At 45.0% G+C, this 14,282-nt stretch carries 11 protein-coding genes; 1 reads left to right on the forward strand and 10 read right to left on the reverse strand.

Annotation, left to right across the window (positions count from 1 at the left end; all coding sequences use genetic code 11):
• Positions 1–39: 39 nt before the first annotated feature.
• The 7 genes from QNI08_RS09935 to QNI08_RS09965 all read right to left on the reverse strand — a co-directional run bounded on the left by QNI08_RS09935 (position 40) and on the right by QNI08_RS09965 (position 10,102).
• Entirely contained in the window at positions 40–3,204 is a 3,165-nt protein-coding gene (locus QNI08_RS09935; protein WP_285767270.1) for an ATP-binding cassette domain-containing protein, read from the reverse strand.
• Positions 3,205–3,441: 237 nt separating this feature from the next.
• A complete protein-coding gene (gene sspL / locus QNI08_RS09940; RefSeq protein WP_285767271.1) occupies positions 3,442–3,576 on the reverse strand; it encodes a small, acid-soluble spore protein L in 135 nt (44 codons plus the stop codon).
• A 145-nt stretch (positions 3,577–3,721) separates the two neighbouring features.
• Positions 3,722–6,061 (reverse strand): RNA polymerase recycling motor HelD, encoded by a 2,340-nt coding sequence (gene helD / locus QNI08_RS09945; RefSeq protein ID WP_285767272.1) that lies wholly within the window; start codon positions 6,059–6,061, stop codon positions 3,722–3,724.
• Between the two features lie 309 nt (positions 6,062–6,370).
• On the reverse strand, positions 6,371–7,351 hold the full coding sequence (locus QNI08_RS09950) for a 2-hydroxyacid dehydrogenase (protein ID WP_285767273.1): 981 nt from the start codon (positions 7,349–7,351) through the stop codon (positions 6,371–6,373).
• Between the two features lie 175 nt (positions 7,352–7,526).
• Positions 7,527–8,282: a 3-hydroxybutyrate dehydrogenase gene (locus tag QNI08_RS09955; protein WP_285767274.1), complete on the reverse strand. Its 756-nt coding sequence runs from the start codon at positions 8,280–8,282 to the stop codon at positions 7,527–7,529.
• 37 nt (positions 8,283–8,319) lie between these two features.
• A complete protein-coding gene (locus QNI08_RS09960; RefSeq protein WP_285767275.1) occupies positions 8,320–8,751 on the reverse strand; it encodes a lipocalin-like domain-containing protein in 432 nt (143 codons plus the stop codon).
• Positions 8,752–8,788: 37 nt separating this feature from the next.
• Entirely contained in the window at positions 8,789–10,102 is a 1,314-nt protein-coding gene (locus tag QNI08_RS09965) for a GntP family permease (RefSeq protein WP_285767276.1), read from the reverse strand.
• 250 nt (positions 10,103–10,352) lie between these two features.
• On the opposite strand from QNI08_RS09965, the gene QNI08_RS09970 reads away from it, so the two are divergent.
• Positions 10,353–11,258, forward strand: coding sequence for a LysR family transcriptional regulator (locus tag QNI08_RS09970; RefSeq protein ID WP_285767277.1), 906 nt, complete (start codon positions 10,353–10,355; stop codon positions 11,256–11,258).
• Positions 11,259–11,309: 51 nt separating this feature from the next.
• Here QNI08_RS09970 and QNI08_RS09975 read toward each other — a convergent pair whose 3' ends face one another.
• The 3 genes from QNI08_RS09975 to QNI08_RS09985 all read right to left on the reverse strand — a co-directional run bounded on the left by QNI08_RS09975 (position 11,310) and on the right by QNI08_RS09985 (position 14,142).
• On the reverse strand, positions 11,310–11,870 hold the full coding sequence (locus QNI08_RS09975; protein ID WP_285767278.1) for a competence protein ComK: 561 nt from the start codon (positions 11,868–11,870) through the stop codon (positions 11,310–11,312).
• Between the two features lie 153 nt (positions 11,871–12,023).
• A complete protein-coding gene (locus QNI08_RS09980) occupies positions 12,024–13,055 on the reverse strand; it encodes a DNA sulfur modification protein DndB (protein ID WP_285767279.1) in 1,032 nt (343 codons plus the stop codon).
• A complete protein-coding gene (locus QNI08_RS09985) occupies positions 13,042–14,142 on the reverse strand; it encodes a DGQHR domain-containing protein (RefSeq protein WP_285767280.1) in 1,101 nt (366 codons plus the stop codon). Before QNI08_RS09985 ends, QNI08_RS09980 begins: the two co-directional genes overlap by 14 nt.
• Between the last annotated feature and the right edge of the window lie 140 nt (positions 14,143–14,282).

Below are 14,282 nucleotides of genomic sequence, written 5' to 3' on the forward strand. Positions count from 1 at the left end.
CGGCGGACTTTTTTCATTGAAGTGCTGTCATATTTATCTTTACCGCTCCAGGCATGCATGAACCGCCATCATATCACGTTTGTTCAATTCACGAATGCGGGCGAAGATCGGAATATCGGCAACGGCTTCGGTACGCTCACCTTCACCCACGACATCGCTCACTTTCCCTGTCAGCCAGGTTTCCACATTGATGCCTTCGACGATCGCTTTACGTCCTTCATCATCAATGCCACTGGCATGACAGCTCACACAAGGTATCGTTAATTTATGGACCCCGTCATGAAGGCCATCTTCGGAAATCACTTTCTTCCCATTACAAAATGGGCATTTATGACTTGCTTTGATTTTATTGATTTGGGTGACGATTTTCTTGTAGCCAAACACTTCATAGACATAGGTAAGTTTTTTGTATGTCCCATTGGTGAAATATTTATCAATGATCGTTTCCCTAGTTTCATTAATATCGCCAAAATCACAGATGGTGATTTGATTTTTTCTGCTGATGGCTTCAAGACTGCCTGTTATGCTGCTCCAGAAAGGCCGTGCATTTTGCAGGACCACTTCATATCCTTGGAAGCTTGCCAGTTCAAGCTCGAGCATTTTCAAGGCAGCTTGTGTTTCCCGTGGAAGGAATGAGACATCAGCCGTCAGTGTGATATCGCCGCCTACAATCGCTTTTAGTTTTTCCAGTACTGGCATGTTTCCTGCTATTTTGATGACTTCATCAATTGGCTGTTGGATGATCTCGCGAATGTCCGTACCAGCAAATGTCAGTTTTTTATGATGATTCAACACTGTTCCAAGACAGACCGGACAGGTGATCGTCTCCTTTGATGCCTTCATTTGCTCTTTAATGATCGATTTCGATATGAACATATAGCGCGAGATGATGAGGTTGAAGCCTTCCCATGTCCGAGAGGCCTTGCCGACTTTATCATAAAAGGACTTTTCCCAATATCCATATAAGAACGTCCGCTTCTCAGCATCGGTCATCTCCTTATAGCTTTTACTCAAATCGTGACCGAGTTCATGCTTGATTTCATCAAATAAAAATTGCAGTTTTGGATATTGGTAATATTTCAATACTTCCATCACGTCCGGATGTAATAAACCATCCCAGAAGGGGACGTTTTGATCTTGAATGACGACATCGATATCAAACTTTTCGATGACACGGCGGCCCGAACAGCTTGGACAATGATTATCCTTAGAATAAAAGTCGAAGCTTCTTGTATCTTTATTGGTCGGATGTGCCGCAACCAGATGATTGATCATACCGCCCACTTCATATAAAAACGTATATTGACTGTATAAGTGCCGCTCAAGATCAATCGCGATAACAGGTGCAATCGTGTCCGATTCGTATTCCCCATAAATCAACCGGGCCATCGAAGACAAGCTTTTGAGGATACCTCCCTTATAGATATTCTCTGCCCGCTTGAAATAGGCCAATTGGTTTTCCTGCAAATAATCGATGCCGCTTCTTGACTGGAGAGCGGAGGATATATGCAGCGGTTCCATTCGCTTTTCACTGTTGTTATCTTGAAAGTATGCATCATGACTGACGACGTCAAGATGCTTGACTGGCGCAGGCTGTCTTTTACCAAAATCGACGATATAATCCGAGCTTTCCAGCATATACCGATTATGTTCGATCATGATGATCGAGACCGATTCATCCTTGAGGATGACCCTGATGCTATCAATAAATTGGTTTAATATGTTTTGCGATAACCCTTTTGAAGGCTCATCGAAAATGAACAGGGTGTGCGGGTTCCTTGTCTTCGCGAACAGCTCGGAAACTAAGTGGACACATTGGAATTCCCCCGTCGATAGCGATTGTGTTCTCCGCGCTAACGTCAAGTACCCAAGCCCAAGCTTGATCAATAAGCTCAAGCGTTTATGGGCGATGTCCTCATTAGGCAATTCATCGATGATATCCTCGATCGAGCGCTGAAAGATATCATCAATTTCCTCACTGTACTTGGTGAGCTTCTTCTTGATATCAAGGAACGTCGCAACGGTCGAACGGCTGGTGATCGACTTATTGCGATCCTGACCGACCATGACCAGTTTATCCTTTGGATAGCGGTTCTGAAAATCTTTGGCGATACATTCATTGACCAGTGTGGATTTACCGCAGCCTGACTCGCCCGTAAAGGTAACGAGGCGATTCTTCGGAATCTGAATTTGTTCGATTTGGATAGTACGGCAGTGAAGATCGTGAAATTGATAGGATTCCGTTGGTGCTGCCGCATTTCGCTCCCAGCTGATCGGCTTCGGACGCGGTGATTCCGTCACGATTTTACCGCCATACTTCCCGCTGCCAGGTCCAAAGAATAATGGCTGGTCCGTGCTATCCAACACCGTGTCTGAATGATCAATGAGCCATATTTGATTTTTGCCGCCTAATTGCTTCACCTGCTCCAATATCTTCAACAACGTTCGATGATCGAGACCGACGGAGATTTCATCAATAATGATCACGGTATTTTCGCTTGTCGCCATGAATTCGGCTAAGTAAAGCCGCGTCAATTCTCCCCCTGACACCGTCCCCATGATCCGGTCCATGCTTAAATAACCACTATTCATATTGATTATATTTTGGAGGATATGCTGTTTAGCTTCACTAATATGTAATGTTTCTGCAAGTGAAAGAATCGTTTCGATGCTTAACTCATTGATATCCGATATGGTATGCGGACGCTCGAATAATTCAATCGTATATTGCTCGACTTCTTGATTGTAGCGCTTCCCCTTACACTTCGGACATTCGACGTTCTTCGTCGTCCCGCGTCCTTTGCAAGCGGGGCACCAGCCTAAGGCGTTATTAAAGGAAAAAACCTCTGGAGAAAGATTGAATTTTTCAGCAAGGCAAACTCGAATCTCTTTATACACCCCAGTATGGGTGCCAATGGTCGAACGGGGATTGGAAGATATGGACGATTTGCCGAGGAAAAGGACCAGCGGCATTTCCTCCATCTTGATGGCACTGAAATTGGTTTCCATAATATCAGGAAATAAATATTGATACTCCGCCTTCGGCAATAAGGAGACGAGACGCTTCTTCGATTCCTCCCCTATGGTCTGACAAAAGGTCGTTTTCCCTGAACCGGACAACCCCGCTATCCCTAACGATCGATCGCCTGGCAGCACTGTATCCAGTTCATTAATATTGTTCGCTATCAATTGGTTTATTTTCATAAGTAACTCCTCTCCATTTGTTTTTTCACCCGGTCTTTCATGTTAGCATAGCGATAGATATAATTGGTATGTTTTTTAGCTAGCTTCATTCTGTTATTCTTTCATATTTCCATGCTTCGAAAACGTAGAGTTCCTCGACAAATACCGAGAATGAGACCGAATCAATGAGCGTTGATTTCAGCTCCCCTATCAAAAACCCCTCTCAAAGAAGAGAAGGGCTGCTTTTACTACGTACCGTTATTTCGTATTGGACTTTTTTGCCTTGTTTTCAAGCTCGCTTTTGGGCTCTGTGGAGAATTCCACATCTTTTCCTTGTCCTTGAGGATTAACACTTGGTGCGATCCTGCCTCTACCTGCTGATTTTTTGCTCATTTCCTTCACCTCCACGATTATTATGTCCGACCGGTTGACAAATTAATTTTCTTTCTGTGACGGTCCGGCTCCATCCATGAAAAACCTGCATAGAACGTGTGTCCATGCAGGCTTCGGATATTCTTGAAAGCAGGCAGCGGCTTGGTTAATGGGTGCTCTGAAGGAAGCTGTCCGCTCTTGTGTTGAGCAAGAATGGGCTCGGCTCGCCGACCGTATAGATCTGCAGGTCATGCATGGCCCTCGTACATGCCGTGTAGAACAATCTGCGCAGACTTTCATCGCCGTATGTTTCCGCCGATGCATCATAGATGATGACCGCATCAAATTCGATGCCCTTGGCCAGGTAAGCGGGAATAACGACAACGCCTTGCTCATATTCATTCGTGCCTTTCTGTACGAGTTTCAATTCGTCGATGGCATGTAATGCTTTGTATGCAGCGGCACTTTCCGCAGCCGATTTACATATGATCGCGATGGTATTATACTGACGGCTTTGCCACTCTTTCACTTTAGCCATGATTTCCCCGTGCAATTCTTGCTGGCTGGACACTCTTGTCAGTAAAGGTTTTTCTCCTTCTCGGTCGATCGCTTTAATGCGATCGCCTTCCGGAATGAGTTCCCGGGTGAATTCAATAATCTGCTTTGTCGATCTGTAGCTTTGATCCAAGGTAATCGTCTCTGTTTTATCGGTTCCATACAAACTTGTAAGCGTATCGAAATTCACTTGTTCGCTGGCATGAGCAAATATTGCCTGATTAAAGTCACCGAGCACGGTCATCCTTGCCGAAGGAAACAAGCGTTTTAGGAATTCAAATTGAAATGGGGAATAATCCTGTGCCTCGTCTACTAGTACATATTTAATGGAGCTGTTCGTCTGAAATCCTTGAATGAGCTCCTGCAGCAGCAAGAATGGCGTCGCGTCTTCGTAATACAGCTTACCTTCCTCAAGCATTTTTTGCGTTACGGAGCATATTTCCCTTTCAGCAGGTGTGTTGCTGCCATGCCATAATTCGATCCTTGTTTTTTCATCAAAAAGCTGCTTGTAGATGCCCTTGATATTGATAAATTGAAGTGCTTTGATCCGTTTCCGCAGCGTCTTCAGCTTCTTGCGAACGATCATACGCGCGAGCAATTCATTCTCTTGTTCATAATCATCAAAGGAGTCCTCCGTATCGCCGCGTTTTTTCTGTATTTGGCTGTATACCTTTTGATAGTCTTCCTTGCCAAGATACTCGATTTCCTCCTCGACCCACGATTTTTTCAGTTCAAGCTTTTCCGTTTCATCAAGTACCTCGCCTAACCACTCTTTTAGTTTATCAATCCGATTGTGAAAGTTTAGTCCAGTGTCTCTGGTATAAAATCTTTCTGAGATTTGTTTGGCGGAGACAAGCGTTTCCCCCCTGAATCTTATCCCTCTAAAGAGCATTCCAGATAGCTCCAGTGATCGGCTGTACGTTTTGATTATCTCGAAAAAGCGAAGCGATGCCTTGAATGTAATGCTCGCTGATCTCGTGTTATAGGAAGGATCATCCGCTTCAGTCAGCAAAAACTCCAATTGCTCATACGGATCCTCCACTTGAAACGAGTCAGCCAGACGATGGTCCAAGTACTCCTGGAAGGTTACTTGCTGCATATTTTCTTCACCAAGCTCTGGTAGCACATTGGATACGTAGCTATTGAACATGGAGTTTGGGGAGAACAAGATGATTTGATCGGCTTTTAGTTTTTCTCGATTTTTATAGAGAAGGTACGCGATCCGTTGGAGGGCGGCCGATGTCTTGCCGCTGCCAGCCGCCCCTTGAACGATGAGCAGCCGTCCGCGATCGTTGCGGATGATTTTATTTTGGTCTCGCTGGATCGTGGAGACAATGCTGCGCATATGCTTATCCGTACCCTTGCCCAGCACCTGCTGCAGGATCTCATCTCCAATCGTGAGACTCGTATCGAACATGGATTCGACTGCGCCTCCCTTGATGATAAATTGCCACTTTTTCTCCAGATCTCCCCTAATGACGCCTCCGGGAGTGGAGTATTCCATTGGGCCGGGGGGATAGTCATAATACACGCTCGAAATCGGAGCTCTCCAGTCGTATATCAGGAAGTTTTCACCTGCTGGATCAGTAAGCGTCGAGGTTCCAATATAAATAGGTTCCGTAATCGAAGACCCTTCTTCCGTGACATCAATTCGGCCGAAATAAGGCGATTCCTTCATGCGGCGCAAGGCTGCCAGTCGCTTTGAAGTATATTTATGTTCACCCTCGCTTACAGACAGGGCTTGGGCCTGTTGCCTTAAACCAATGATGGTCTCCAGGTAGTCATCAAACGTATCCACATTCACCTTGAGGTCATCCCAAAAGTGTTTACGGATATTGACCACTTCTTTTTTACGCTGTAACGTCTCTCCTTCTATTTTGTCCATCTGTTGCGTAATCGTTTCGAGTACCTCATCCAAACGCTCTTGCTCCTGCCGAATTTCATCGTTCATATCAGACACTCCTTAAAAAATAATAATAGGGGTTGACTAGAGGTGAGCTTTACCTTATACTTATAGTAAGGGATAAAATGCATATATATTAATAAAATGTGTTTCTATCCTAATTTATCACAAATCATGATATATATCAATGGATTTTACCCATTTCTTTTTACATGTTCATTTACATTCAGTAACCAGTCGAGCTACGCTTGACTGGTTTTTTTATGGCCGTCTACCTCCTTGTTACGGTATGGACGAAATAAAAAAATGGATAGCCCTAAGGCTATCCATTGACGTTCATATAGATTTTCTACAAATTCACTTTGCCTTTACACCGGTTTTGATCAAGGTTGGCGGAACCTCACCCTTTAGACCGGCTACAAGATTGGTTGCCGCCAGCATCGCCATTTTCCTTCTAGTTTCGGCTGTTGCGGAACCGATATGCGGCAAGGTGACGACGTTCTTCATGGAAAGCAATGGATTGTCTGCCCCGACAGGCTCCTGCACGAAGACGTCCAATCCTGCCGCGTGGATTTCACCTGTTTTGAGTGCAGTGACCAAGGCAGCCTCATCCACCGTTCCTCCTCTTGAGCCGTTGATGAAAATGGCGCTTTTTTTCATCAGCTTGAATTCTTTCTCCCCCATCATCTTTTCGGTTTGAGGAGTAAGAGGTGTCATTAAGCAGACAAAGTCCGACCGCTTTAATAAATCCTCCAATGTACAGTATGTAGCTCCAAACGTTTGCTCCGCTTCTTCATTTCTAGATCTGTTGTGATATAAGATATCCATATCGAATCCGAAACGAGCCCTTTTCACAACGGCAGAGCCTACTCCGCCCATACCGATGACCCCCAAGACTTTATGGTGGACATCCAATCCAAATAAATCTTCCCCCATCGAAGCTGTCCATTGCCCTGACTTAACCAGTCGATCCAGCTCAGGCAATCTTCTTGCTGCCGATAACATCAAGCCCATAATCGTATCTGCGACTGTTTCGTTCAAGACCTCTGGCGTATTCGTAGCCATGATTCCCCGATTCGACAGCTCCGCTACATCAAAATTATCGTAACCAACCGAAGCATTACAAACGATCTTCAATTCCGGCGCTTGGTCCAGTAATGCTTTATCCACTTTCAAACCAGACCCTACTATCCCCTGTGCATTCTTCAAGGCTTGAAGAAATACAGGATAGTTCCGTGCATCAAGATCCTCGAAATAGGTGACATCACAAGTATGTTGAATATACTCCAACACTTCTTGATCTACTTTCTTATATACGATCACTTTCGGCTTAACCATGATCCCTCACCTCCAATAAAGTGGGGGAAATCCCCCTTCCTTTAATTTACCATTCTTTTTAAGCAAGGGTATAACGAACAGCTTCAAACCCCAGCCAAGTAAAACACAGCTCGCTATAGCCATAAAACAAAAAAGCATGATTTCAAAAGAAATCATGCTTTTTCTTTATAGGCAATTAGATTCCGCCTGCTACACCGATTTCTTCGCCTGTGATGGCAGCGGCGCCGTCTGAGGCTAGGAATACGGCTGTTGCGCCGATTTCGGATGGTTCGAGTAAGCGTTTAATCCATTGTTTGCCTAGGATGTGATGGTTTAGCGCTTCTTCTACGGTTGTTCCGTCTTGTTCTGCAAGGATTGGCAGTTGCTTTTCGATTAGTTCCGTGCGAACGGGCCCTGGCATGATCGTGTTGCAGGTGATGCCGTTCAAGGCATTTTCCAGTGCCGTTACTTTCGTGAAGCCAACTTGCCCGAATTTAGCGGCGCAATAGGCGGATTTGTAAGCATCAGGAATTCTGCCATGAGCTGAGGAGATATTGATGATGCGTCCTTTTTTCTGTTTTTGCATGGCTGGGAGCGCATGCTTGGTCAATAAGAACGTTCCTTTTAGAATAACATCATTTACAAGATCCCATTTTTCCACAGGGAAGTCCTCCACTGGTGAAATGAATTGAAGTCCTGCATTATTGACGAGTACATCGACCGTGCCGCGTTCAGCGATGACTTGTTGAACAGCCGCTTGTACGTTTGGTTCGTCAGCTACGTTCACTTTGTAGCCTTTTGCATTGCCTAGTTTTTCAGCGGCACTTATCGCTGCCGTTTCATTTAAATCGAAAATGGCTACAAAATCCCCGTTATTGATGAAGGATTCTGCAATAGCGTATCCAATCCCTTGTGCTGCCCCTGTTACGATTACTGTGCGTTCGTTTGTCATGATTTCAATCTCCCTTTGTGTTAAATTCGTTTCAAACTTAATGTTTCGTTACACGTTTCCAGATCAGCTTGTCATCCGGATGAAGGCCATTGTAAATAACCACATGATCACCCTCAATCTTCGCAAGCCGCGGCTGCGCTTGATCGAGCCAGGTTGGATTCATGCTGACATCCATATGATGGGTCAGCTCCTGTTTTTCTTCATCCACTTCGAACGGGCCTGAATAGGCCAGGTACCCATGTGCCGCTTCTGCCATTTCTTCCGGTGTTCCTGTGTGCAGGTCCCCGGATTTGTATGCAGGGCGTCCGTCCGCCATCAGTTGGGCAGACATATAGCCATCTGGATTATACATAATGAAGCCTTTGGCATCTTTACCTAAAGGATAAACCTTGTTTCCATCCACATCTTTCGTTTCGTATGATACCAATGACCATGTACCGACGACTTGTTCACGCATTGACTTTGCCATTCTTCATCACCTCCTTCAATGGACCCTCCGCTTGTTCCTAATAAAACATGATTCCTAGCAGCAAAGCGGCTATGAGCGCAAATAGATTCGGCAATGTCGTGCTATAGAATGAGTATTTATAAGCGTTTTTATGATTCAGGCCCGTTAAGGCAAACATCGATAGGATAGCTCCTGCATGCGGCAGGGCCGTGAATACGGAGGAAGCTATGGCCGAGATGCGGTGCATCGCTTCCGGATTGACTCCGAGAGCCAAGTAAGACTTGGCAAATGCCTCCATCGCAATACCCAGGCCGCCCGATGAAGAACCTGTAATCGCGCCGAGGGCCGCGGAGGCGACTGATAAGCTAATCAAAGGGTTCCCCGGAATTCCTAATATGAAATCGGAAATCACCTTGAAGCCTGGTGCAATGGTGATGACGACGCCAAAGGCCACGGCTGCGGCCGTGAAGAATATCGGCGTGATCGATCCATTCGCTCCTAAGCTGAGTGCCGCTTTGTGTGACGGAATGTATTTATGGAATAATGCAGCGGCTACCACGATTGCGGCCGCCAAGCCAATCAATACGATGTTGGCAACCTTCATGGCACTGCCTGTAAAGATAATGATGATGAGTACAAGGATGGGTAAAATACTGATAAAGAAGGAAGGGATCTTTTCTTTTAATACAATTTTTTCTTCCTCTTCTTCTGCATATGGTGCAAAGGTTTCACCGTTAGCCAAGCTTTTTTTCAGTGTATACCTTAAATAAATGACCCCGATTACAATCGAAATCAAGGTTGCGACGATTCCCATGAATGGCGCTGCCGTTAAAGTCGTGCCAAGGTACGTCGTCGGGACAACGTTTTGAATCGAAGGTGTCCCGGGAAGCATCGTCATCGTGAATGTTCCAATCCCCATAAATACGGGAATCACAACTAAATTCCAGCCGATATTCAGTTGCTTGAATAATGGCTTCGCCAAAGGAATGACCACGAACAATACGACGAATAAACTGATGCCCCCGAATGTCAATATCGCACTGATCGCATAAATCGCAAGTAATACGGAAAAGGGATTTTCCGTACCAGTAATGGACAGGACCTTTTGCGCAATGGCCTGTGCCGCACCGCTTTTCTCTATATATTGTGCCAATATCGCACCTAATAAAAATACGCCAAAATAGTTGATTAAAAATCCTGTCAGCCCTGTCATGAATGATGTTTCCGTTCCGATTAAAGAAGGAAAGAAATCCATGCCATTCGTCACGATGACGATAATCGAGGCCAGCGGGGCAATAAATACGATGCTAAAACCCTTCATGGCCAGAATGACGATCAAAGCAATCGCAATCAAAATTCCGATTGTACCCATATAATAATTCCCCCTTTTTTGCAAATAAATAGTAACAAGCCATCATAAAAAAACGACGAATGAACGTGTTCATCCGGTTGTCGGTTATTTTTGATTTCCCCTTTTACTGTTCCCAACCTTTAACGAATATAATTACAAGTTGGGTCACGCACTCACTACTATTCAAATATAATATTCCCATACATATAAGTGAAATATATAATAATGATATATTCTATAAATGCCAGTAATAAATGAGGGTGTGTTTTAGTTGGATTTCAAACAAATACAGTACTTTACCGAAGTCGTTAAACAAGGCAGCTTTTCCAAAGCGGCTGAACATTTATTCTTGTCGCAGCCGAACATCAGTAAATCGATTAAAGATCTTGAAAAAGAATTGGATGCCAAGCTATTGACCCGTACGACCAGGAAGATCGAACTGACCGATACAGGAAAATTGCTTTATCAATATGGCCAGCGCATTTCCCAATCGATCGAGCATTTTTATGACGAATTGGACGATATGAAGAATAGTAAAAAGGGGAATATAAAAATGGGCATTTTTTCAACGCTTGGAACGGATATTTTCTCTGAGCTGATGGCCCAATTCCATAAAGAATATCCCTTCATCACCGTCCGTTTTGTGGAGGATGGCGCCCTGCATCTAAAAAACACCTTACTTCAAGGTGACCTGGATTTAGTGGTGATGCCCCTGCCCATCGATGATACGTTCGAGAGCATTCCGTTCATGAAAGGCGATCTGCGTCTTGTCGTTCATCATCATCATCAACTGGCCAATCAAGAACATGTCTCCTGGGACCGTTTAAAGGATGAAAGCTTCATCATCTTCCGCGAAGGCTATCAGGTTCATGAATTGATCATGCAGGCTTGCAAGCTGAATGGCTTTGAACCGAATATCATTTGTGAAACTTCACAGTGGAAGTTCATCATGGAGATGGTCTCCTTCAACCAGGGAATAACGGTTCTCCCCAAAAGTGACCTGGAAGAGATGGATATAAGTAACGAGGAGATCGTCACGCTCCCCTTAATCCCTCATATCAAGTGGCAAGTAGGAATCGCTTGGAAAAAAGATAGCTATATCTCCTACGCAACGCGAACGTGGATCGAATTCATTAAAGCGAAGCTTGAAGAAAACAGGGATGACAAAGAAAGGTAGATAAAAACAAAAGACCGCCCATACGTTGGCGGTCTTTCTCACAGCATTTTTTCATGATTCCTTCCGCTTTACCCTGTAATGGAGCTCCCCGGGTTCCTTGCAAAAGGTGATTCCGCTTCCTGGCTCATAATGGAAGGTTTTTTTACCTAGCGAGCGTTCATGGAAGGTGGTATGCAGATAGGATGCTTGGTCCCTTTTGAAGATGAGTTGATTTTTGCTTAAGGATACAGAGAGGCAATGACCATAGTCTGTGTGGACCAACGTTTCTTTTTCGTTCACTTCCTCGAAGTCATCGATGTGAATATAGGAAAACCAGACACCTCCGCCTAAGCGGAAGGAGCGGGAGGAGAACCAGACCATGCCGAGCTGGGCGCTGACGCAGACTGGCAGCCTATATCTGCCGCCAAGCACCGACTTCGCTCCTGCAAGTCCGCCATCAAGATTCAGTCCAAAGTGATTGAGCGACTGATTGAGGATATCAAGGCGCGGCTGTGCAACAAGGAAGGTGCTCTCCCCTTCAACCACCATCGCCAGCTCCTCGCCATGTGCATCATAGTGCTCCATCATTGCTATGGTTTCCCTGTTCATTACATATTTCTTTCGTATCATCATTCCGTTCACTCCTCATTCCCATAATGATTTTTTAGGAGTATACTAAGACATAGAGCCAGGTATACTCCTGCTCGATCCCCTTAGGTGACGGTCTGCCAGGACAAATTCACCTAGGGGGTTTTTGCTGTTTCCCTCACATATTTCTCACCTCCCTTAAAGGGTATACAGCCACCGGACCATTGCCTTGATATTGTGTTTATCGTTGCTGAGCTGAAATACGGACGGGCGGCCTTTATATGTGCCGCTAAATTCCCTCCAGATCGGATTCGCCGGGCTCCAATCGACCGCCTTCAATTTTGACATCCTTGTTGTAATCAGCTGTTTTCTATGGTCGATCGGCTGGTTTTCCATCTGATCATTCGCATACAAGGCAACCGCTACGAAAAGCGGATAGCAGGCGAGCATGCACTTGGTGCAATCGCCCATTCGCTCCGGCGGGAACATCTCGAATAATTCATTCAGATATAAATGAATCAAGGTGATATATTCGCTGCTCGCTAGCGGGCAAGAGGATACTTTCTCTTCAATGTTTACATATACCCTGCCAGTCATGAAGATGCCGATGACCTGCCTTAGCTGCGATAGGGAAAGCAGGTTCTTGTTGGCCGGACGGTTAATCGATCGTTTTTCGAGTTCGACACCGGCTGTCCTTAATGCTTGGTGGGTATGAAGCACCTGATTGGTGATGACATTAAGGTTGTTTCGCGAGTCGAATGAAATTCGTTTTGATAGGGGCACTTTCTTGCCTCTAAGATTGATATCCAAGTATAGCTGGGATTCCTCCGCCTCTGTAAGTCCCTCGAATACCTGGACGGCAATTGCGCTGTCCTTCATGAGCGAATCGAGTTTGTATGCCTGTTTCACCTTCTCCTCATCCTTCTTCAATGCTTTCAGGATACTGTCCTCCAATTGGGCAAAGGCCACAATCCGTTGGGTTCCATCGATGATCGATAGCTGAGCAGCTTCTTTTACGGAGAAGGTCCCTTCCCTGCAGCTGGCAACGAGCGGAGGCAGATAGATTTGATTCGTTAAGGCATTTTCCAAAAGATAATTCTTGATCGATCGGACGCGCAGCTGATTTATTTCCCTTGTGGCGATTTGACCATTGCGATACATATCGACCAGTTCCATGATGGAATAAGAGACAATCGATCTTCGCTTCCGGTCCAATTCACTTAGTATCATGCATCCATCCTCCTTCAATTTCCCGTTTGAACTGGAGAGCCGTTTTCTGGATGGCGTTCGTGGTGGAATGATTCTTGATTCGTTTTTTTACAGGGTCGTAGATGTGCGAAAAGAGCTCATCATCGTGCTTCCATGTACAGGCTGTCTTCAGCCTCAGCATATGGCCAATCGCTTCTTCATAGGGGATTTCATGATGTTTGTGGAGCTGCTGGATGGTTTGGGCGAGGGCTATTTGAATGCCGGAATAGCCTGAAGTAAATGTCTTCCGATCTGTCATCTTCTTCGGAAAAATTTCCAGCCACGCTTCGAAAAATGCAGATGCGACCGTGAAAATCTCTTCCTTTGTTAGCTCTCCAAGTTTCGGTTTGCCGGTTTTATCGGTAATCTTTCCTTCGAATAAAGCAATGAGGCAGCGCCTCATGATCGTCAGCGAGGTCACGGCCGAGCTTGTGATGGATATTCTGGACAGTGTGGTCTCTATCTCCATCTTGCTTTCCAATTGATCTCCAATGATTCTTGTTAGTTCAGCATATTCATCACGCTGATCATATTTCATCACCAAACCGACATGGGGTTCTTTCCGCTTTGTATTAATATCATTGAATAGCTGTCTTTCTTCTTTCGTTTCGAGGTTTAAATAAATTTGAATCGTGACGGGGTACGCCTTTAGCTTATCAATTTGGCTTTGAAGCTTTTTTGCTTCGGAGAAATGACCGATTTCTTCCTCCATTTCCTTTCGTGCCCTTAAATGACTGATGGCTGAAATGAGGGCATACGTTCTGTGCTGGCCATCCAGTATATAAATTTTACTTCCCGGGGGCAGCTCCCCGCCTTCGGGCACTTCTTTTATCGCCCCCCTGCTTGAGAAGATGAACGGCGAAAAGTAAAAGTCCCCCTCAGCAACGGCGTTCATGATGAACTCCCTGATATCCGCCCTCCGCTTGTGATCGAGCTTTCTTTGAACTGCCTCATCGATCTCAAAAATGGCCTCCAAAGTCGAAAATTGGATTTGCGAGATCAATATTCTCTTCCCGAATTGGGTAATACTGTTTCCTGAAATCGACACTTTCATTTCCTGATATGTCATGTTTTTCACCTCTCTGCGACCATTATCCTATTTTAAGCATTTTTTGTAAAATAGCTCTCATTTTCACTCTTCCAAAATACATGCCCCTTTACGAGTCGATTATCCATTAGTTTTACTTACTCTTTACAAGTTTGCTTTAA

Origin of the sequence: Peribacillus folii, from assembly GCF_030271255.1 — a bacterium.
In the GTDB taxonomy this organism is placed as follows: domain Bacteria; phylum Bacillota; class Bacilli; order Bacillales; family DSM-1321; genus Peribacillus.

Coding starts and splice junctions, on each gene's coding strand:
- QNI08_RS09935 (WP_285767270.1), bottom strand. CDS start 3,204: ATGAAAATAAACCAATTGATAGCGAACAATATTAATGAACTGGATACA.
- sspL (WP_285767271.1), bottom strand. CDS start 3,576: ATGAGCAAAAAATCAGCAGGTAGAGGCAGGATCGCACCAAGTGTTAAT.
- helD (WP_285767272.1), bottom strand. CDS start 6,061: ATGAACGATGAAATTCGGCAGGAGCAAGAGCGTTTGGATGAGGTACTC.
- QNI08_RS09950 (WP_285767273.1), bottom strand. CDS start 7,351: ATGGTTAAGCCGAAAGTGATCGTATATAAGAAAGTAGATCAAGAAGTG.
- QNI08_RS09955 (WP_285767274.1), bottom strand. CDS start 8,282: ATGACAAACGAACGCACAGTAATCGTAACAGGGGCAGCACAAGGGATT.
- QNI08_RS09960 (WP_285767275.1), bottom strand. CDS start 8,751: ATGGCAAAGTCAATGCGTGAACAAGTCGTCGGTACATGGTCATTGGTA.
- QNI08_RS09965 (WP_285767276.1), bottom strand. CDS start 10,102: ATGGGTACAATCGGAATTTTGATTGCGATTGCTTTGATCGTCATTCTG.
- QNI08_RS09975 (WP_285767278.1), bottom strand. CDS start 11,870: ATGATGATACGAAAGAAATATGTAATGAACAGGGAAACCATAGCAATG.
- QNI08_RS09980 (WP_285767279.1), bottom strand. CDS start 13,055: ATGATACTAAGTGAATTGGACCGGAAGCGAAGATCGATTGTCTCTTAT.
- QNI08_RS09985 (WP_285767280.1), bottom strand. CDS start 14,142: ATGACATATCAGGAAATGAAAGTGTCGATTTCAGGAAACAGTATTACC.